Annotated in this window: 18 protein-coding genes; 15 read left to right on the plus strand and 3 right to left on the minus strand. The window is 61.5% G+C overall.

What is annotated here, in order from left to right; translation table 11 throughout:
- Positions 1–657: 657 nt before the first annotated feature.
- The 10 genes from PMO31116_RS11485 (at position 658) to PMO31116_RS11530 (ending at position 9029) form a co-directional block, all read left to right on the plus strand.
- Entirely contained in the window at positions 658–1362 is a 705-nt protein-coding gene (locus PMO31116_RS11485; RefSeq protein ID WP_150566845.1) for a phage minor tail protein L, read from the plus strand.
- Positions 1362–2075, plus strand: coding sequence for a C40 family peptidase (locus PMO31116_RS11490; RefSeq protein ID WP_150566846.1), 714 nt, complete (start codon positions 1362–1364; stop codon positions 2073–2075). The genes PMO31116_RS11485 and PMO31116_RS11490 overlap by 1 nt, the downstream gene beginning before the upstream one ends.
- Before the next feature lie 380 nt (positions 2076–2455).
- Positions 2456–3058, plus strand: coding sequence for a tail assembly protein (locus tag PMO31116_RS11495; RefSeq protein WP_150566847.1), 603 nt, complete (start codon positions 2456–2458; stop codon positions 3056–3058).
- 58 nt (positions 3059–3116) lie between these two features.
- A complete protein-coding gene (locus PMO31116_RS11500; protein ID WP_150566848.1) occupies positions 3117–6281 on the plus strand; it encodes a TipJ family phage tail tip protein in 3165 nt (1054 codons plus the stop codon).
- Positions 6281–6583 (plus strand): hypothetical protein, encoded by a 303-nt coding sequence (locus PMO31116_RS11505; protein WP_063598180.1) that lies wholly within the window; start codon positions 6281–6283, stop codon positions 6581–6583. Before PMO31116_RS11500 ends, PMO31116_RS11505 begins: the two co-directional genes overlap by 1 nt.
- Positions 6583–7338: a hypothetical protein gene (locus tag PMO31116_RS11510; RefSeq protein WP_150566849.1), complete on the plus strand. Its 756-nt coding sequence runs from the start codon at positions 6583–6585 to the stop codon at positions 7336–7338. The genes PMO31116_RS11505 and PMO31116_RS11510 overlap by 1 nt, the downstream gene beginning before the upstream one ends.
- Positions 7339–7407: 69 nt before the next feature.
- The gene (locus PMO31116_RS11515; RefSeq protein WP_063598141.1) at positions 7408–7749 is read left to right on the plus strand and encodes a hypothetical protein; all 342 of its coding nucleotides are present in this window, start codon (positions 7408–7410) and stop codon (positions 7747–7749) included.
- Positions 7746–8027 (plus strand): holin, encoded by a 282-nt coding sequence (locus tag PMO31116_RS11520; protein WP_246185258.1) that lies wholly within the window; start codon positions 7746–7748, stop codon positions 8025–8027. Before PMO31116_RS11515 ends, PMO31116_RS11520 begins: the two co-directional genes overlap by 4 nt.
- A complete protein-coding gene (locus PMO31116_RS11525; protein ID WP_150566850.1) occupies positions 8014–8490 on the plus strand; it encodes a glycoside hydrolase family 24 protein in 477 nt (158 codons plus the stop codon). Before PMO31116_RS11520 ends, PMO31116_RS11525 begins: the two co-directional genes overlap by 14 nt.
- Positions 8487–9029 carry a DUF2514 family protein gene (locus PMO31116_RS11530; protein ID WP_150566851.1) on the plus strand — a complete coding sequence of 181 codons (543 nt, stop codon included), beginning with the start codon at positions 8487–8489 and terminating at the stop codon, positions 9027–9029. The genes PMO31116_RS11525 and PMO31116_RS11530 overlap by 4 nt, the downstream gene beginning before the upstream one ends.
- Positions 9030–9118: 89 nt before the next feature.
- Here the strand turns inward: PMO31116_RS11530 and PMO31116_RS11535 are convergent, their stop codons facing one another.
- Positions 9119–9451 carry a hypothetical protein gene (locus PMO31116_RS11535; protein WP_150566852.1) on the minus strand — a complete coding sequence of 111 codons (333 nt, stop codon included), beginning with the start codon at positions 9449–9451 and terminating at the stop codon, positions 9119–9121.
- 1012 nt (positions 9452–10463) lie between these two features.
- A complete protein-coding gene (locus PMO31116_RS11540; RefSeq protein WP_150566853.1) occupies positions 10464–10676 on the minus strand; it encodes a cold-shock protein in 213 nt (70 codons plus the stop codon).
- A 712-nt stretch (positions 10677–11388) separates the two neighbouring features.
- Between PMO31116_RS11540 and PMO31116_RS11545 the strand changes: the two genes are divergently transcribed.
- A complete protein-coding gene (locus PMO31116_RS11545) occupies positions 11389–12339 on the plus strand; it encodes a phosphatase PAP2 family protein (RefSeq protein ID WP_150566854.1) in 951 nt (316 codons plus the stop codon).
- Between the two features lie 58 nt (positions 12340–12397).
- Here the strand turns inward: PMO31116_RS11545 and PMO31116_RS11550 are convergent, their stop codons facing one another.
- Positions 12398–13189 carry an AraC family transcriptional regulator gene (locus PMO31116_RS11550; protein ID WP_150566855.1) on the minus strand — a complete coding sequence of 264 codons (792 nt, stop codon included), beginning with the start codon at positions 13187–13189 and terminating at the stop codon, positions 12398–12400.
- Positions 13190–13558: 369 nt separating this feature from the next.
- Here PMO31116_RS11550 and PMO31116_RS11555 point away from each other — a divergent pair, with 369 nt between their 5' ends.
- The 4 genes from PMO31116_RS11555 to PMO31116_RS11570 are packed head-to-tail and all read left to right on the plus strand — an operon-like array spanning position 13559 to position 19017.
- Positions 13559–14464, plus strand: a complete 906-nt coding sequence (locus PMO31116_RS11555) for an ABC transporter substrate-binding protein (RefSeq protein ID WP_174971203.1) — start codon at positions 13559–13561, stop codon at positions 14462–14464.
- A 23-nt stretch (positions 14465–14487) separates the two neighbouring features.
- The gene (fhuB, locus tag PMO31116_RS11560) at positions 14488–16542 is read left to right on the plus strand and encodes a Fe(3+)-hydroxamate ABC transporter permease FhuB (protein WP_217424745.1); all 2055 of its coding nucleotides are present in this window, start codon (positions 14488–14490) and stop codon (positions 16540–16542) included.
- 41 nt (positions 16543–16583) lie between these two features.
- Positions 16584–18242 (plus strand): cyclic peptide export ABC transporter, encoded by a 1659-nt coding sequence (locus tag PMO31116_RS11565; RefSeq protein ID WP_150566858.1) that lies wholly within the window; start codon positions 16584–16586, stop codon positions 18240–18242.
- A complete protein-coding gene (locus PMO31116_RS11570; RefSeq protein WP_246185259.1) occupies positions 18235–19017 on the plus strand; it encodes an ABC transporter ATP-binding protein in 783 nt (260 codons plus the stop codon). Before PMO31116_RS11565 ends, PMO31116_RS11570 begins: the two co-directional genes overlap by 8 nt.
- Positions 19018–19033: the final 16 nt, after the last annotated feature.

Raw genomic sequence — 19033 nt, forward strand, 5'->3', positions numbered from 1 at the left:
ACGTCAAACACCGTATGACGTCAGGGTTCTCGGGCGCCGCTGTTGTTGTTGGTGCTGGCGGCGTGCCCGTCGCGACGGCCGCTGGGGGCGCTGGCGGCAATAGCAGCTTCGCGGGCATTACAGCGAATGGTGGCCTTGGCGGCGGCGTGAGTAGCGGAGCTGCGCCCACCGTGCAGTCGATACCAGGCGCTGGCGGTGGCGCTTCCGGCGGGAACATCGATAACTCAGGTGGTGATCCTGGAGGTTCCACTGCCGTGATTACCAGTGGAAACCTCGCAGCAATATTCGGCCATGGAGGCTCCTCGAAGATGGGTGGGGGTGGGGCGTGCGGGAATGGCACGAACGGTACTAGTGGCACCGGATATGGCGGTGGTGGGTCTGGCGCGTTGACCAATCAAGCCATCGGTTCATTGATCGGTGGTTACGGTGCGCCTGGGGCCGTGCTTGTTTGGGAGTATTCGTGATGCAGAGATACGCTGTGGTGTTGAATGGGGTTGTCGCGAACGTTGTCATGTGGGACGGCGCGTCCGAGTGTGAAGCATTTGACCTTCTCCAACTGATCCCTATCGATGACCGCGCGGAAGTTGGAATTGGATGGGGGTTCGATGGCAATGAGTTTTACGCGCCGCAGCCGCAGTCGTCCGTAGGGGTTGTCTAATGGCGATCCATGCCGATATTCAGCTTCTCGAGCCCGGCGAGTTGATCGAACTGTTTGTTCTTGATGCCACGGAGCAGCACGGCGATATCCTTCGATTCCACGGCCATACGCAGGTCGGTCCAATCTGGTGGCAAGGCAACGAGTACTCACCGTGGCCGATCGAGGTGGAAGGTTTCGCGCGCAGCGGGGAGGGCCAGCAACCGACGCCGTCATTGTCGGTGGGCAACATCGACGGATCAATCACGGCGCTGTGCCTGTACCTCGACGATATGGTAGGGGCGAAGCTAACGCGCATGCGCACGCTAGGCCAGTACCTTGACGCGCGCAACTTCCCGGAAGGGAACCCGATGGCAGACCCCGACGAGCAGTTACCGCCCGAACTCTGGTACATCAACCAGAAGACGGAAGAGACGAACGAGTCGGTGACCTTTGAGCTCGCCAGCGCGCTCGACTTCAATGGCGAGCAGTTGCCTCGGCGCCAGATCGTCGCGAACGTTTGCATCTGGCTGACCATCGGTGGGTATCGCGGCCCGTATTGCGGCTATACCGGCGCCGCTTACTTTGATAAGAACGACAACCCGGTAGCCGATCCGTCACTGGATAAGTGCGGCGGCCGAGTGTCGTCGTGCAAGTGCCGATTCGGCGAGAGCAATGAACTGCCGTACGGCGGATTCCCCGCCGCTGACTTGGTGAGGACATCCTGATGGGCTCGCGCACGTTGGACGCCATTCGGGCCCACGCGGAGGAAGAGTACCCAAGAGAGGCCTGCGGTCTGCTGGTCATTGCCAGAGGGCGTGAGCGATACGTGCGATGCAGGAATCTCGCGCAAGGCACCGAACATTTCGTGATGTCCCCGGAGGATTACGCGGCGGCCGAGGAAATCGGCGACGTCGTAGCGGTGGTTCACTCGCATCCGAATGCTCCGGCAACGCCAAGCGAGGCCGATCTGGTGAGCTGTGAAGCGACGGGAATGCCCTGGCATATCTTGTCGTGGCCGGCGGACGACTTTCGCTCGATCGAGCCGATAGGGTACCTGGCACCGCTCGTCGGGCGCACGTTCGCCCATGGGGTGCTGGACTGCTGGTCGCTTGTGCGGGACTTCTACGCGCGCGAGCTCAAGATCGATTTGCCGGACTTCCCGCGGCGAGACGATTGGTGGGCGAAGGGCGAGAACCTGTACATGGAGGGGTACCCGAAAGCTGGTTTCGTGCACCTGAATCAGGACACTCCCGAGAAGATCGGAGATGTGATCTTGATGCAGCGCCGCGCGGATGTGCCGAATCACGCCGGCGTCTATCTGGGTGACGGCTTGATGCTTCACCACATGCACGGCCGGCTTTCAACGCGGGAAGTGTACGGCGGGTATTGGCGGGAGATCACCCGCTGCGTTCTGAGGCACAAAACCCTGATGGAGTAACATCCTCCTCGGACTAACGGTCAATCGGGGTGCTTATGAAATTCAATCAATATACCGGGCTCGCGCTCGTCGTCTTGGCGGGATGCACGACAGTGTCTGACCTTCGCTCGAATACTCCGGAAGTTAGGGGCAGCACGAGTATGAAGCCTGAGCAGTTCGCTGCGTGCGTTTCAAGTCGGTGGAAGGCGTCCGACGTCGATTTTTCCTACGCTCCGACTGAGGCTGGGGCGGAGATGGTCGTTGGTGAGCCCGGGTATTACCACGCGCTCCTGGAAGCACGGCGCTCCGGAGCTGGCTCGGCTGTTGCACTTCATGTGCGCCTGCCTTATGGAAACTCGGCCATTATTGCAGGAGTCACAGATTGCCTAAAGAGGTGATGAATGAGTGAGAAGCTTCGCGATATTCGACTTTACGGTGCGCTCGGCGCGAAATTCGGGAGATCGTTTCGGCTCGCTGTTGATAGCCCTGCCGAGGCGATACGAGCTCTATGCGTCATCATCCCTGGTTTCAAGGCGGAGCTTCTCGCGAGCAAGAGTAAGGGTGTCGGATACTCCGTTTTCACCGGCAAGCGAAATCTAGGAGCTGATGAGCTAGATCTTCCGCCGGGGAGCCAATCGATACGAATCGCGCCTTTCATCTTGGGCGCGAAACGTGGCGGATTATTCAACGTACTTCTGGGGGCGGCGCTTATAACGGCCGCCTTTTTTGTTCCGCAGGCAGGCCTCTTTGGAGTCAAAGCGCTTAGTGCTGGCGCCGTCGGGCTTATGGGGGCATCGATGGCGCTCGGCGGTATCGTGCAGCTCTTGTCTCCCCAGCAGGTCGGCCTCTCCGTGAAAGACAGCCCTGACAACGGTGCGAATTACAACTTCAACGGTCCCGTGAATACCCAAGCGCAGGGCAACCCAGTCCCTGTGCTGTACGGCCGAATGATCGTCGGCGGCGCTGTCGTTTCTGCTGGCATCTACGCCGAAGACCAGGCGTAAGGCGTCTCAACTCATATTGAACCCCGCTCCGAGCGGGGTTTTTGCATTTCTGGAGCTCATGAAATACATCGTCGGTTATGGCGGCGGAGGCGGCAAAGGGGGCGGCGATAGCCGTACGCCTACTGAGAGCCCAGATAGCCTGCACTCGATCGCGTACGCGAAGGTATTGGACGCCGTCTCCGAGGGCGATGTGGTGGGGCTGGTCAACGGCCTGCAAAGTGTCTATCTCGATAGCACGCCAATCCTGAACCCCGACGGCACAGCGAATTTCCAGAATGTAAGCGTCGACGTTCGTACCGGCACACAAGACCAGGCATACATCCCCGGATTCCCAGCGGTAGAGAGCGAAGCGACGGTCGGCGTTACCCTGACATCGGCGGTGCCCTGGGTCCGCGCGATCAGCAATACGCAGTTGTCCGCAGTCCGGATCACTATGGCCGTGCCTGCGTTGTCTCAAGCCAATACGAGCAACGGCGACATCACTGGCTACCGCGTCGAGTATGCGATTGATCTCGCGACCAGTAGCGGGGCGTTTCAGGAGGTGCTTTCGTCTGCATTCGATGGCAAAACGACGTCGACCTATGAGCGGAGCCACCGGATCAATCTTCCGGCATCTTCGTCGGGCTGGACGATTCGAGTGCGCCGCATCACTCCGAACGCAAACAGCAGCATGATAGCCGATACGACGAACATCGAGAGCATTGCGGAAATTATCGACGCGAAGCTCCGATATCCGAATACGGCGCTCGTCGGGATTCAGGTCGACGCCCAGCAGTTCAAGAGCATTCCGACTCGGTCTTTTGACATGAAGGGGCGCATCATTCGTGTCCCGTCAAACTACGACCCCGCCTCGCGCTCCTATAGTGGCGCGTGGGACGGTACGTTCAAGTCGGCATGGTCGGACAATCCCGCGTGGGTATTTTATGACCTGGTGCTTCATCCGCGATACGGCCTCGGCCACCGCGTGAATGCTGCTCAGGTCGACAAGTGGTCGCTCTATCAGATCGGCCAGTATTGCGACGAACTGGTCGACGACGGCAATGGCGGGCGAGAGCCTCGATTTGCCTGCAATTGCTACCTGCAATCGCGAGCCGACGCCTACAAAGTCCTGCAGGATCTGGCGACCATATTCCGCGGCATGGCCTACTGGGCAAACGGCAACGTCGTGGCTGTGGCCGATATGCCCGGAGATCCGGTCTACAGCTTCACCAACGCGAACGTCATCAACGGGAAGTTCGCTTACACCGGCACGAGCTGGAAGGCGCGGAAGACTGTCGCTCTCGTGACGTGGAATGATCCAAGCGACTTCTACAAGGCGAAGGTCGAGTACGTCGAAGACCAGGACGGCATCTCGCGCTATGGGGTTCAGCAGACGGAAACGACGGCGTTTGGCTGCACCAGCCAAGGGCAGGCCCAACGCGTCGGGCATTGGACGCTGCTGAGCAGCCGCCTTGAAACGGAGTCGGTTTCGTTCTCCGTGGGCCTCGAGGAAGCGATGGTGTCGCCAGGCAGCGTGGTGAGCATCGCGGACGCATCGCGCGCTGGCCGCCGGATCGGTGGCCGCGTCAGGTCTGCTGCTGGGTCGACGGTCGTTCTCGACAAGGTCGAGCAGATCGCCGTCGGCGACACGCTGACGGTAATCCTCCCGAGTGGCGCCAGGCAGACTCGAACGGTTCAATCCGTGGAGGGAAACGCCGTAACGGTGACTGCGAACTGGACCGAGGCCGTGCAGCCTCAGGCCGTTTGGGTTGCGGAAAGCGCTCAACTGAAGACGCAGCTGTTTCGGGTGCTCAGCATTTCACAGGGCGACGGGCTGCAGTGGGACGTATCGGCGATCCAACATAACCCGGACAAGTATGCGGCCATCGATAGCGGCACGCGCCTCCAGCAGCGTCCCATCAGCGTCATTCCGCCGTCGGTGCAGCCGCCTGCGAAGGATGTAGTGTGGGATTCATACTCGGTGATCGCGCAAGGCATCGCCTCCACAACTGGCGTCATCAAATGGACGCCGGCCGACAAGGCGATCGCTTACGACGTCGAGTGGCGCCGCGACAACGGTGAATGGGTGAAGGCCGGCCGTACCGGGTCGCAGAGCCTTGAAGTACCGAACCTGTACGCCGGCACGTATGTTGCTCGGGTGACGGCGTTGAACGCGCTTGACGTGCCATCCATTCCGGCATATTCGCCGGAGACCGTCCTGAGCGGGAAGACGTCGCCGCCACCGACGGTGACGAGCTTGCTGGCCACCGGGATCGTCTTCGGCATTCAGATCAACTGGGGATTTCCTACTGGCCCGCTCGACGTGGAGCGAACTGAGGTCTGGTACAGCCAGACTGACGACCGCGCCAGCGCGATCAAGCTTGCCGATTTTGCGTTCCCTCAGAATACCCACACGATGATGGGCCTTGCCGCGGGCGCGACCTTCTTTTTCTGGGCCCGCCTGATCGACAAGTCGGGCAACGTTGGTTCGTGGTATCCGGCGACCAACGGTGTGATGGGGCAGGCAAGCGCAAACGCCGATGACATTCTCGATTATCTGAACGGGAAAATTGGCGAGACGCAGCTTTCCCAGGATCTGCTTGAGGCGATCGCCACGATCCAGCCGCCGTTCGCCGGTAGCGAGGAAGACTACGCCGGCTCGGTCAACATCTACGCCGGCATCCTGTCGGTGCAATCGCTGATCCAGGATGGCGATCGAGCAGTCGCGCAACAAGTGACGACGCTGCAGGCGACCGTCGGCGAGAACACTGCGCTCGTGCAGACGAACGCCCAGGCGCTGGCCAGCCTGGACGGCAAGGTGTCTGCTTCGTACCAGATGAAGGTGGGCGTGACGTCCGGCGGGAAGTACTACGGCGCGGGGATCGGCATCGGAGTGAGCAATGAGACAGGGCCGGTGCAGTCGCAAATCCTGTTTCTCGCAGATCGATTCGCCTTTCTCAACACGGCAAACGATCAGGTGAGCACGCCTTTCGTGATCCAGAACGGCCAGACGTTCATCAGCCAGGCATTCATCGGCAACGGCTGGATCACCAATGCCATGATCGGCGACTACATCCAGTCTAACAACTATCAGGCCGGGGTGAGCGGGTGGCGTCTGGACAAGTCGGGAACGCTGTATATGAACGGCGGGGCCAGCGGGCAGGGGCGCGTTGTTCTCTCGCCCAACGGAATCAGCGTCTATGACGCGAACAACGTGCTGCGCGTGCGCCTGGGGCTGCTCTAATGGTCGCCGGGCTTCAGCTATTCGATCCGGCCGGCAATGAGATCCTCAATCCTTTCAGCAGAGTCGGGCGCGTGCTTGGATCGGTGTACGTCAATGGCACGAGCGGCAGTCTTCAAAACGACGGATTGCTCACCGGGGAGCCGTTCGCGTCGTTTCACCTTCAGCAGCTCTTCTATGACGTGCGGGCGTATCGCAGATTTCCCCGAATCTCTGTCTCAGGCAATACGCTTTCCTGGTACTACCCGGCCCCTCAAGGCACGCAGGTGACCATGGCGGGATATATCGTCTTTGGAGTTCGCTGATGACATACGGGTTTCAGTCGATCAGCGACGCCGGCGTATTCCAAATTGACGGCGAGTCGACGAACTACTGCCTGTCCAAAAAGGGCGTGGCGACCTTGGTTCAGCAGAGCCTCTACCTCGGTGCCTCGGGGGCGGGTGACGTGTATGCCACATGCTACGTGGCGGACATTGCCTATTCCGCGACCAATCCGCTTTTCGTCATGGAGAACACGAATGGCATCCCGATCGTGGTCATTTCGACGACGAATACGGGAGGCAACTCGTGGGTGACGCGCGTCATGGCGCTTTCGCCGGTGTCGATCAATTATTTTGTGTTTTCGTCGGATGTCTTGATTGACGGGTCCGAACTACTCGTCGTCTACAACTCGGCAGGGCAGCCGGTTGCGACGTCGAGAATGCGATACCCGCTGATCAAACAGGTGATCGCGGGGAACGTGATCGGCGCGGGCCCCGATTATGGGCAGTACAACTACGGCGCAGCGACGAGCTTTTCCGCTTCGTTCTCGCCTGGCGGCGGACGCATCGGGGTGGGTGCGATACGCACGCCATCGACGCAGTTCAACGGAAGTCTGTTGTCGGGCGAATGGCGCGGAAACATCGGCCTCGGTGGCTGGATGTCCGGGGTGGGCGTGGCCACATTCTCGACGTTCAATTGGCGGTTCGGTCCCAGCTCACCCAATCCTCCAAATTTCCAATACGACTATCAGTCGGCACTCGACTACGGGGGCATTCTGATAGACGTGAGCAACCTTTGACCATGGCCGCCTTCGCGCGGCTTTTTCATTTCCAGAGCAGGGCGCGGGGGCGCTCAAAGGAACAATCCAATGGCGGAACCAACGTCGGGCGCCGTGGCGGCCGCAGTGGCCGTAGCGGTGAAGGTGCTTCCGGGGGCTGTCGGATCACTGATTGCGCTCCGATTCATCGGTGAAGGGCTGACACGAAAGCAGAAGGCGATGTCGTTCGCGGCCGGCGCGGCGATGTCCTATTACCTCAGCCCGCTGGTCGTGATGTATTTCGCGATCACGGATGCCGGCGCACAGCAGGCGTTTGGCTTCTTGATGGGGTTGTTTGGCCTGGCGCTGGCAAAGGAAGTGTTCAAGGAAATCAACGATGCCGACCTGATCGGGGCTCTCAAGCGGCGACTCTTCGGAGGGCTCGAAAAATGATCTGGGTGTTGGTGTTCTTCATCGCGAACGTCGTCGTGCTTGCCGCCTGCATCTGGGTGGCACTGAGCGACGCCATCAAAACGGGTTTCTGGGGGACGACGGGCTTTTCCGCTATCGGCCTGGCGTCTGTCGGAAACCTCTTCAAACCTGTCTGGATGCGCCATGCAATCGATGGACCGGAAGTCCTGATGCTTGTTGGCCTTGCGATCGTATCGATCTGGCTGATGGCGAAGAAGGTGTACTGGACAAACAAGGGGAGGGGGCATGGCTCGCATTGACGCAGCCGCGGCCGGCGGGCAAAACGTTTGCGCGTTTCTCGACATGTTGGCCTGGTCTGAATTCACATCGCGCATCGCTGGTTCTGACGACGGCTACAACGTGATCGTCGGCGGCGATCTGTTCGCCAGCTACGCGGATCATCCGAGGAAATCGGTGTGGATCAAGCGGTTCAACGTTTGGTCGACCGCAGCGGGGCGGTACCAACTGCTTTCGCGTTACTACGATGCGTACAAAAAGCAGTTGGGGCTCCCGGACTTCTCGCCGGTAAGCCAGGACAAGATCGCGATCCAGCAGATCCGCGAACGCGGCGCGCTGCCGGATATCAAGGCTGGGCGCATCGAGATCGCGATCTCGAAGTGTCGCAACATCTGGGCGAGCCTGCCTGGTGCCGGCTATGGTCAGGTGGAGCACCAGCTCGAGCCGCTGCTGCGGCAATACGTGAAAGCCGGAGGTGTAACGTGACCTGGCTCGATCCTCGCGTGTGGGGCGGACTGCTGCTTGCTGTGGTGATGGCAGCCGGCGGCGGATATTGGAAGGGACACCACGATGCTGACCAGTCGGCAACGATCACCAGTCAAGCGAAGCAAATCAAAGACCTGACGGACGCGAATAACCTTTATCGCCAGACGACGCAAACGCTGGCCGGAATATCCATCGATGCAAAAAAATCTCTCGATGCCGCGAATGCTGCGGCTCGCGCCTCTGACGCTGCTTATGACCGGATGCGCAAGCAGCTTGCCGAATATACAGCTGCCGCGCGACATTCCTCCGCTACCGGCGGAAGCGCGCCAACCGACGGCGGAACAGATCCCCTCGATCTGCTCGCAGGGCTGTTCAGCCGGGCTGACCAAGCTGCGGGAGACCTCGCTAAGTTCGCTGACGCTGCGCACATCGCCGGCCTCGCCTGCGAACGAAGCTATGATGCGTTGATGGCGAGAGATAATGCCAATAATCAGTCTATCTTGTACCCCAATAAACCAGCAAGATTACTGCAACGGTAAGGGCCGCGAAGAACAAGGGTAAGCTTCTCATCGGGTTTCCCTCCTCAGATATCGGCCTGGCGATTTTTTCCCAAGAGGACTCACATCAATTAAGAGAATGCGGGATGCCTCCCGTCTAGCCCCACGACCTCATCGTAGATGTGGTTGCGCGTGCGTCCATCGACGTTTTGCCAGAGGCGCGCCAACCAATACTTCATTTTGCGTTGGGATATGACATTCGCACTCACGGCAACCGCCGGGAACTGAATGTTCTCCCCGATCAACTTTCCCTGCAGATATTCATACGCATTCGCTCTGACATATTCCTTGGCCTTAATAAGGTCTGTGGCGCTTGAGGAAAACGACAAATCGAGGCAAGTGAGTGTCCAGGTCGCGTCTTGGCGCTCGCCGTAGACGTGAAGTAGTATCCGCTCCATTTTCATGATCGACTCCTTGTGGCACATGCCGAGCATATGCACTGATGCATCGTCGCAGCGGGCAGGTATAGCGGCAGATGTGGGCGGCGAAGCCACACTAAGCGGGGCCGTACAAGTAGGGGATCGGCCCATACCCGGCAAATGATGGCGTGAGCGCCAAAGAAGTATTTTGTCGACCCGGCACTATCAGAATGACTTCTTTCCAACTACCACGCCGGCCGGATCGTGTACGCGTGTCTGAAATATGCGCGGCCAAACTGCGTCGGCTCGAAGTGTTTGCCGACGAGGTGTATCAACTCGCGTGCGAGTAGCGCGTTGATAACCGCTTCTGATGGCTGTTTGGAACTTTTTTCTGCGATGCGTTGTAGGGCAGCCGTGATTGCATGTGCTGAAAGGGCGAGCATGTTTTGCTCCTGTAAGAATTTTTTGGGGCCCTTAGCGCTGCGCTTCTGTTAGGAGGCTCAGTTGGGCGGTCTTCGGTTACCAGCGGCGCGATGGAATATCCACCTGCCAATTCGGCCATGCTGGGCTAGTTTTGTAGCCATGGTCTTGTGGCTCAGTCCGAGCGCGTAGGCAATGGACATAACGGAAAGAAACTTCACTGTGTCCGCAGGCTCATACGCGGAATACAGGAACCAGTTCGGCGAAATGATCATCTCTTCACACCTCAGGTGCGCGTCTATCAAGAATGCCATCTACCAACGAGCGCGCAAACTCGTCGCCGGCGCGGCGAGCGTCGCCGATTGAATCGAATAGGACCCTTTCAAGCCGAAATACCTTTGAGTCCGATGATGCGGGTTCGTCAGGTGAGGCAGGACTGATTCGTACCGAAACCGCGAGCAGTCTCTCGTGCTGCCTACCCTCGGGAGCAGCGTCCGGATTGTGAAACACCAGCGTTTCCAGTCGGAAGCCTCTATAAGACGGGACAATGTGGGACATATGTCCTCCGAGACGGCGAACAGCTGCATATCACCGCGAGCAAAGGCGCGGTGATACCTTATAAGGGAAACGGTAAGGGCTACGCGGGCTTGATATTTGACGCCTGCATTCCTTTTTGCCCACGCGTCACGTCGAAGGAGACGTGCTGGTTTTCTTTGAGAGTGCGAAATTCGCCGCTCACTTGGGGCTGAATTTCGGAGAAATGCGCGAACAAGTCTTGACCACCATCATCCGGCGTGATGAAGCCGAAGCCTTTGCTGTCGTTGAACCATTTCACGATTCCGGTGCTCATGTGAACTCCTGGTTTTCCCGGCGTGCTGTCATCGCAAAATGCTTGACTGGACGCTAGTGGCGGACAAACAAGAAATTCAGAGATCGGAAGTGTCTCGCAAAGATCGGTAAGATCGACGCTTGATCGATAAAAGTCATACTTGATGTTCGATGTACAACTTATACGCGCGTTTCATCGATTGAGCAAACATTCTTATGTAAGTGATTTTCTTAGTCCTTCCGTGCTTCGCTAATGTGTTCATGATGCAACTGAGGAGCGGCGCTCTAGTCGGCGCGCGAGACGCTCTTGATGGCATTGTGATTGACGCCAAGCGGTGGGGCGGCCATCACTAGTGGTATTTGCAATGAGTAGAAATATTGTCACGTTGCAGGGGGGGGCGGCCAGTTTCGAACTTGAGGCATTGAGGAGTTCTCGAAGCAGGGTGATGGTCCCGAACCTTGCTCGTGCGCCGCACGAAAATTCGTTCCGCAATTCCTTTCTGGCCTCGTAAACTAATGGCTAGAATTTGCGCGTTTGGTGGCCGTTTGCGGAAAGGGGATTTTCGTAACATTATGATTTTTAATGGGAAGTTGTCGGACTTCAAACCCGGTTGGGGGCGTCAGCCGCTCCCAGGTAGGTTCGACTCCTGCTGCTTTCCGCCACTTCCCCCGATGCCGTGCAGTCTCTCGCTTCGGCGCCCGGGCGCCGGTTTCGACGTGAACAAGGGGGCGAAATGCCGGCGACCGTCTGGCGGATCTACTGGGCGACGTGGCTTTTCAATCTTGCGCTGATCGCCGTGGATCTGGCGTGGGGCGCGCACGCCGGGCTGGTGGCAAGGCACGACGAGATCGTGCGCATTGTCGTTCGCGGCCTGGCCAGTCTGGCCGTCGGCGCGTTGCTGCTCGCGATCTCGCGGTTGCCCCGGTTGCGCGGAACGGCGCGCGAAGTGTTCTATCGCGACGCCGGTGCGTGCATTCTCTGGATCGTCACGCTCGCCGCGTTCACCTGCGGCGCACTCGTTTTCCAATACCTTTCGCTCACCCTTGCCGCCCCGGACATCGCGAGTTCGCTCGTGGCCGCGGATGCCTGGCTCGGCATCCATTGGCCCACGATATATCAGACCGTGCGAGCGTATGCGTGGCTGGATGCCGTGTTGGGCGCGGCTTACCAGTCCACCTGGATTCAGATGGCATGCGTGCCATTCTTGCTGGTCGTCACCCGCAACGTTCGCGACTATGCCGAGTTCGTCGTCCAGTTCATGATCGGTACCGTACTGGTGTTGATGATCGCCACGCCGTTTCCTGCCGAAAGCGCCTTCGTACACTTCAACGTGCAGGACCCTGGCACGGCGTCCACCGTGTCGGATTACCTTGCCTTCCGGATCGATCATGTGCGAACGCTGTCGTTCGCAGCGGCGCAGGGGCTGGTGTCGTTTCCCTCGTTTCATACCGTCATGGCGATGCTCTTCGCCTACGCGATGCGCCACGTTCGTCGCCTGTTTCCGATTTTCATCGTGCTCAACACGCTCATGGTGATCTCGACGCCATCGCACGGCGGGCACTATGTGGTCGATGTCGTCGCCGGAGTCGCGGTCGGGGTGCTTGCCGTCTGGATCTCGCGCAAGGTATTCGCGCGGACGGCTTCGCCCGCCGAGGTCTCGACGTTGGCCGTCGGACAGACCTGATAACGCGGAGCGTGGCACCGGGGCCAGTGTCGCTACCGGTGCCGGGCTCGTTCGCGGCTCAACGATCAGGCATCGCGAGATACTGCTGAGGCGCGCGGCCAAACAATCGCTTGAACATCACGATGAACGCGCTCGGACTCCGATAGCCGAGCGCCAGTGCGACGTCGCCTACCGAAGCGCCAACCGCCAGCCGCGTGATCGCCTCCGACGCGCGCATGTGCTGGCACCAGCGGCCGAACGTCATCCCCGTCTCGTCCTTGAAGCGGCGCGCGAGGGTTTTGCCGCTTGCCCCCAACTCTTCCCCCCAGCGCTCCAGCGAATAGTCGGTGGCGGGCGCGGTCATCATATGCTCGCAAATCGCGAGCAGCTTGGCCGAACTCGGCAGCGGCAGGCCATGCTCGCCGGGCGCGGCCGCCTCGCGAACCAGACGCATCAGAAGCGGCACCGAGAGGGCGGTGCGACTGTCAGGTGCGTAATGCGTGCCGTCGGGCAGCATGTCGACGGTCAACTCCCGCAATAACGGGCTGACGGTGAGGACAAGCGCATTGGGCCACAGCCATGGCGCCGTGCCTGGCTCGATACTGATCGTGCAGAAATGCATGCGGCCAACGGCATGAAGCTCATGCGGCGTATTCGGCGGCAGCCAGAGCGCGCGCGACGAGGGCAGCGTCCACGTGTGCGACGGCGTAAGCACGCGCACAACGCCACGCAGCGCCATCACCACATGGCCGTGTTGGTGCTGATGCCACGGCTGGCGCTCGGCGTCCTCGCATTCCCGACCGGCAAGCGTGACGTCGCGCGGCAAATGGCGGCGAATCTCGGGGTAGCGACGCAGCAGCAATTCCTTCATGACGACTTCCCCACCGAGGACTCCTTTAACACGATCGGATATCCGGGATTCCCGGCGGCCACGGAGAAGGCGCACCCTGCGAGCCGAAGTGCATCGAAATGGACACATATTGTCCATTTCTCAACATTTTTTGTGATTTCCAGTAAAAGCATCCCGGGTATTCTACCTATCGCCATCAAGGCTTTGGTACAAGATACGATTAATAATGGTAATACGTCTCATTAATTTCAATGAGTGCCAGCAGAACCTCATCCAAACGGCAGGCGCCGACGGGATCGCAGGCTGTCCGGCGGTGTCCGAGGGCTCTGTCGCGGTGGCGCACCACTCCTTTGCGCGGGCGACTGGCCCTCGATGGTGATGCATCGACCCGTGTCAGTTTCCCGGCGCGGACTCGTGGCGGCGCTCGGCCTGGGGGCAGTCGGGCCTCGCTGGCTTGCCGCACGCACTTCGGCCGCGTCGCCACCTGTCGCAAGTCGAGCGCCACGCGTCGTCGTGCTCGACTGGGGATTGGCCGCGCAGGTGCTGGCACTCGGGGTCACGCCGGTGGGGGTGGCTCGCCCGTTCTGGTATCGACTGATGGCCGGCACGCCTGCGATGCCGGACGATGTCGTCGATGTCGGCTTGCTGTTTCAGCCCAACTTCGAGGTGGTGCAGGCATTGCGCCCTGATCTGATCGTCGTCACGCCGGCACATGGTGCGCTCGCGGATTCGCTCGCTAGGATCGCGCCGCTGTTTGTGGCGCCCCCTGCGCATCGGCATGAAGACGGCTACCTCCTCGCGATGCGGCGGGCTCGCGCACTCGGCGATGCGCTGGGCCGAACTGCGCAAACCTCGCAATTGCTCGCACAAACGGACGCGCAACTGCACGCTGTGCGCGATCGGCTCGCGCGGTATCGAATGACGAACCGGCCGATTTACCTCATCACTCCGGTCGATACGCGGCTGACCCATGTCTTTGGTCGCGAGAGCGTCTTTGGCGGGACGCTGGCGGCCATTGGGCTGACGAATGCATGGAAGCGTCCGAGCGACACCGAGGGCATGGCACAGGTCGACTACACGCAACTCGGTGCTGACACGTCGGCGAGCGCGATGCTGATCGGTACACAGCCCGGATTGCTGCGCATGCTTGGACAAAGCCCGCTGTGGCAAGCCATGCCTTTCGTTCGGAGCTCGCGCGTCGTACAACTGCCCGTCATGCTGCCCACCGGCGGCACCCCGACTGCGGTAAGGCTGGCGCTCGCGCTGCATGCCGCGCTCACGGGGGCGGCCGCATGAGTGCACCCAATCCGCTTCGACCCATGACTTCCAGTGCCGGTCGAGGCGCGTCGATGGCTGCCAGGCATCTTGGCCTTTGGCGCCTGACACTTCTCTTCGGTCTGCCGGCGGTGGTCCTCGCCGTGAATAGTCTGTTTGCGTTGCGCCCGGCGGGCGTCGACATCGGTGCCTTTCTTTTGGCGATTTGCCATGTAATCGCGCATCCGGCGGAATCCGCTGCGCCGGTCGGCGCAGCGGGCCTGGCCGGTCTGCTCGTGCACTATGCGTGGATGCCACGTCTTGCAATGTCATTGCTGGCCGGCGCGGGACTGTCGCTCGCCGGCGTGATGTTTCAGCAGGTGCTGCGCAATCCATTGGCCGAGCCGCTGACGCTGGGCGTGGCCTCGGGGGCGTCGTTGGCGCTTTCGGCGGCTGCGATCTGGTTGCCGCCGATCGCGATCGCGTTCAAGTCCGGCGTTGCGCTTGCGGGCGCCGCGGTTGCGATAGCGGCGGTGATGGCACTGACGTGGCGCAGCCGCTTCGCGCCCGTGCCGGTGATTCTCGCGGGCATGATTGTCAACCTGTATTGCAGCGGCCTGTCGATCATGGTTTCCATGACCCATGAGCGTGCGCTCTTGGGCGTATTCGCGTGGGGGGCCGGCTCGCTCGTACAGAACGGCTGGCACGACGTCGGAGCGTTGGTGCCGCGCGTGCTGGTCGCCGGCCTGGCGGCCGCGCTACTGCTCAGACCGCTCTCGCTTTTCGCATTGGACGATCGCAGCATCACGCAACTCGGTGCGCGCATCGCGTGGATCCGCACGGCGGGGCTCGCCGTGGCCGCGGCGCTCTCTGCGAGCATCGTCAGTATCGTGGGCATCATCGGCTTCATCGGGCTCGCGGGGCCGCAACTGGTCAGACTGGCCGGTGCGAGACGGTTGCGCGATCAACTCGTGTGGGCGCCGGTCATCGGCGCGCTCATGCTGATGCTGACCGATCAGATCGTGCAGTCGCTGCCGCTGCTCGATGGCGCCACGCTGCCGACCGGTGCGGCAGCGGCGCTTCTCGGTGGTCCCCTGTTGCTGTGGCTGTTGGCGCACACGCGCGCCGGCGAGGTGGCAGCCGCCGAAGCCGCATGGCCCGCACGTGCACGCCATCCGTTGCGCTGGCTGGCATTGGCGCTGGTGCTCGGTGTTGCGCTCGTGTGGGTGACGCAGCATCTCGGGCGCACCTTCGCCGGCTGGCAATGGGCGGACGACGCGTCGTGGGCCGTGATATGGCCGTGGCGCGCGCCGCGCATGCTCGCGTCGGCGGCCGCCGGTGTCGCGCTTGCACTGGCGGGCACGCTGCTGCAGCGTATCAGCGGCAACCCGATGGCGAGTCCCGAATTGCTCGGCGTGAGCGGCGGGGCCATGCTGGGCGTGCTGGTCGTCACGTTCGTCGCCGCCGGCGTGCAAGCGTCGACATTGTTCGGTGCCTCCCTCGCCGGGGCGGTGGCCAGCCTTGCGGTGATGCTGATGTTGTCGCGCCGTGGCGGCTTCTCGCCAACGCGCATGCTGCTCGCCGGCGTCGCGATCTCCGGCACGGCACAGTCGCTCGTGGCGATCGCGAGCGCCGGTGGCACCGCAAATGCTTTCCTGCTGCGCTCGTTGATGTTGGGGCTGACCTATCTTGTCGGCACCGGCATCGCAACCGGCGCCGCAATCGCGGCGCTCCTCGGACTGGGACTCACCTGTCTGGCATCGCGCTGGCTCGACTTGCTGCCGATGGGCGATGCCGTCGCGGCGGCGCTCGGTGTGAACGTCAAACGCGCGCGCTTGTGGCTGTGGTGTCTCGCCGCGGCGCTCAGTGCCGTGGCCACGCTCGTGGTCGGTCCGCTGTCGTTCGTCGGCCTGCTTGCGCCACATCTGGCCCGAATGGCCGGGTTCGGCAAGGCCCGCTCGCAAGCGGTCGCCGCCAGCGTGTGCGGTGCGTTGCTGATGATCGCCGCGGACTGGCTCGGCCGCACCCTGATCTTTCCACAGCAGCTTCCGGCGGGCGTGCTCGCCATGTTGATTGCGGCGCCATATTTGCTCTGGCACCTGCGCCGGCAGGTCGCCTGACTTTCCAACGTCCCCGAAAAACCAGGAAGGGTTGTCCTCCAATGAACGTGTTCTGGCAACTGGTGCGTGCGTCTCGATGGCCATTGGCCATCGCATTCGCGGGTAGTCTCGTGAGTGGCTTCGGCAACGCGGGCCTCGTCGCGCTCATCAACCGGGCGCTGACGGCGCCGCGTGAGCATCTGGGCACGCTCGGCATGCAGTTTCTCGGGCTCGGCGCGCTGGTGCTGGTCACGCGTGCCGTGTCGCAAACGCTCTTCATGTCGCTCGGCCAACGCGCGAAAGCGACGTTACGCATGCAGGTCGTGCGCCGTATCGGTGCCGCGCCATACGCGAGTCTGGAGCGGCATGGTGTCGCGCGCGCGATCACAGTGCTCACCCAGGATCTCGATACGATCGTCATGCTGTTCGTGAACCTGCCGGCCCTCGCCATGCAGGGGGCCGTGATCGCCGGCTGCCTGATCTACCTCGGCTACCTGTCGTGGCAGATCCTGTTGCTCGCCATGGTCACGATTTTCATCGGCGCGGCGGGCTTTCGCTTCGCGAACCAGCGCGCCTTGCTGCATCTGCGCGGTTCGCGAAAGCGCGAAGAAGCCTTGGTAAAGGACTTTCGCGCCTTGTTCGACGGCGCGAAGGAACTAAAGCTGCACCGGGCGCGTCGCGCCGCCTTCATCGAAAAGCGTCTCGCGAGCGGCGTCGAAGCCGTGAGAGTGCAGCGCACGCGCGGCTATGTGCTGTACGCCGCCGCGGCAAGTTGGGGCAGCTTCATACTTTTCGCGTTCATCGGCCTGACGCTGTTCGTCGTGCTGCGGCACGTCGATCTGCCGGCGCCGGTGGTATCGGGGTACGCGCTGGTGTTTCTGTACATCATCATGCCGATCGAAGGGGTGCTCTCGGCGATGCCGTCGCTCGGTAGCGCCCGCGTTGCGCTGGAGCGTGTCGCGCAAGTCGAGACAGCACTGCCGAGCGAATGGCTGGCGGAGCCAGTGGAGTCCGATGTTCCGGCATTTCACACCATCGTTCTCGACGGCGTAACGCATCGCTATTTCCGCGAGCAGGAAAACGAGAACTTCACGCTGGGACCGATCCATCTCACGTTTCGTCCCGGCGAGCTCGTCTATCTGGTAGGCGGCAACGGTAGCGGAAAGACCACGCTCGCCAAGCTCATCGTCGGTCTATACGTGCCCGAGCGAGGACGCATCCTGGTCGACGGCATGCCCGTGGGCGACGCGCAGCGCGATCGCTATCGCCAGTTGTTTTCGGTGGTGTTCAGCGATTTCTTCCTGTTCGAGCATCTGTTGGGCCTTCCCCCGGACGGTCTGGACGCGCAGGCAAGCGAGCTGCTCAGGTCGCTTCAACTCGATCACAAGGTCACGATCGAAGCGGGGCGCTTCTCGACGCTCGATCTCTCGCAGGGGCAGCGCAAGCGTCTCGCGCTGCTCGTCGCGTATCTCGAGGAGCGGCCGTTCTATGTGTTCGACGAATGGGCGGCGGATCAGGACCCGCTGTTCAAGGATGTCTTTTATCGTCAGATGCTGCCCGCGCTCAAGGCGCGCGGCAAGTGTGTCCTTGTCATTACTCACGACGACCGCTATTTCGATCAGGCAGACCGTCTGATTCGTCTCGACGACGGCCAACTGCGCGAGCCGCAGGCCGAGGTTGCGACGCGTCGCGCTTCCGATTCCACGAATGCCAATGACTGACGCCCCGATGTTCGAGCTGCATGACGTTTCCCTCGTCACGGAAGGCCGCTTGCTGATTTCGCCGTTGACGCTGACGCTCGCCGGCGGCCAGGTGCATGGCCTGATCGGCCACAACGGATCGGGCAAGTCCACGCTGCTCAAGTTGCTCGCGCGCCAACTGACGCCCGACAGCGGCAGCCTCCGGTTCGAGGGCCGGCCGCTGAAGTCGTGGGGCGCTCGCGAGTTTGCGCGCCGCGTGGCCTATCTGCCGCAACAGCCCCCGGCGGCGGCCGGCATGACGGTCTCGGAACTGGTCGCTCTTGGCCGATATCCGTGGCATGGCGCGCTCGGTCGCATGGACGCTCGCGATCATGAGGTGGTGCAAAGCGCGATGGCGAGCACGGACGTGCTGCGCTTCGCGGATCGTCTCGTGGAGTCGCTCTCGGGCGGCGAGCGACAGCGGGTGTGGCTGGCCATGCTCATCGCGCAGCAGGCGCGGTGCCTGTTGCTCGACGAGCCCACGTCGGCGCTCGATATCGCCCATCAACTGGACGTGCTCGGACTGGTTCGGGAACTCGCCGATTCAAGGGGGCTCGGGGTCGTCATCGTGCTGCACGACGTGAACATGGCCGCGCGGTTTTGTGACACGCTGCTCGCGCTCAAACACGGCAGGCCGGTCGCCAGCGGCAAGCCGGCGACGCTGATGTCGCCCGAAACGCTGATGCAGATCTACGGTGTGCCGATGGGCGTGTTACCGAACCCCGACGGCGGAACGCCCCTGAGCTATGCGCGCTGACTCCGCGTGCCAGGCG

Origin of the sequence: Pandoraea morbifera, from assembly GCF_902459575.1 — a bacterium.
Classification (GTDB): Bacteria; Pseudomonadota; Gammaproteobacteria; order Burkholderiales; family Burkholderiaceae; genus Pandoraea; species Pandoraea morbifera.

Excerpts from the sequence above, each read along its gene's own strand:
- PMO31116_RS11485 (WP_150566845.1), top strand. The coding sequence starts at position 658 with ATGGCGATCCATGCCGATATTCAGCTTCTCGAGCCCGGCGAGTTGATC.
- PMO31116_RS11490 (WP_150566846.1), top strand. The coding sequence starts at position 1,362 with ATGGGCTCGCGCACGTTGGACGCCATTCGGGCCCACGCGGAGGAAGAG.
- PMO31116_RS11495 (WP_150566847.1), top strand. The coding sequence starts at position 2,456 with ATGAGTGAGAAGCTTCGCGATATTCGACTTTACGGTGCGCTCGGCGCG.
- PMO31116_RS11500 (WP_150566848.1), top strand. The coding sequence starts at position 3,117 with ATGAAATACATCGTCGGTTATGGCGGCGGAGGCGGCAAAGGGGGCGGC.
- PMO31116_RS11505 (WP_063598180.1), top strand. The coding sequence starts at position 6,281 with ATGGTCGCCGGGCTTCAGCTATTCGATCCGGCCGGCAATGAGATCCTC.
- PMO31116_RS11510 (WP_150566849.1), top strand. The coding sequence starts at position 6,583 with ATGACATACGGGTTTCAGTCGATCAGCGACGCCGGCGTATTCCAAATT.
- PMO31116_RS11515 (WP_063598141.1), top strand. The coding sequence starts at position 7,408 with ATGGCGGAACCAACGTCGGGCGCCGTGGCGGCCGCAGTGGCCGTAGCG.
- PMO31116_RS11520 (WP_246185258.1), top strand. The coding sequence starts at position 7,746 with ATGATCTGGGTGTTGGTGTTCTTCATCGCGAACGTCGTCGTGCTTGCC.
- PMO31116_RS11525 (WP_150566850.1), top strand. The coding sequence starts at position 8,014 with ATGGCTCGCATTGACGCAGCCGCGGCCGGCGGGCAAAACGTTTGCGCG.
- PMO31116_RS11535 (WP_150566852.1), bottom strand. The coding sequence starts at position 9,451 with ATGAAAATGGAGCGGATACTACTTCACGTCTACGGCGAGCGCCAAGAC.
- PMO31116_RS11540 (WP_150566853.1), bottom strand. The coding sequence starts at position 10,676 with ATGAGCACCGGAATCGTGAAATGGTTCAACGACAGCAAAGGCTTCGGC.
- PMO31116_RS11545 (WP_150566854.1), top strand. The coding sequence starts at position 11,389 with ATGCCGGCGACCGTCTGGCGGATCTACTGGGCGACGTGGCTTTTCAAT.
- PMO31116_RS11550 (WP_150566855.1), bottom strand. The coding sequence starts at position 13,189 with ATGAAGGAATTGCTGCTGCGTCGCTACCCCGAGATTCGCCGCCATTTG.
- fhuB (WP_217424745.1), top strand. The coding sequence starts at position 14,488 with ATGACTTCCAGTGCCGGTCGAGGCGCGTCGATGGCTGCCAGGCATCTT.
- PMO31116_RS11565 (WP_150566858.1), top strand. The coding sequence starts at position 16,584 with ATGAACGTGTTCTGGCAACTGGTGCGTGCGTCTCGATGGCCATTGGCC.
- PMO31116_RS11570 (WP_246185259.1), top strand. The coding sequence starts at position 18,235 with ATGACTGACGCCCCGATGTTCGAGCTGCATGACGTTTCCCTCGTCACG.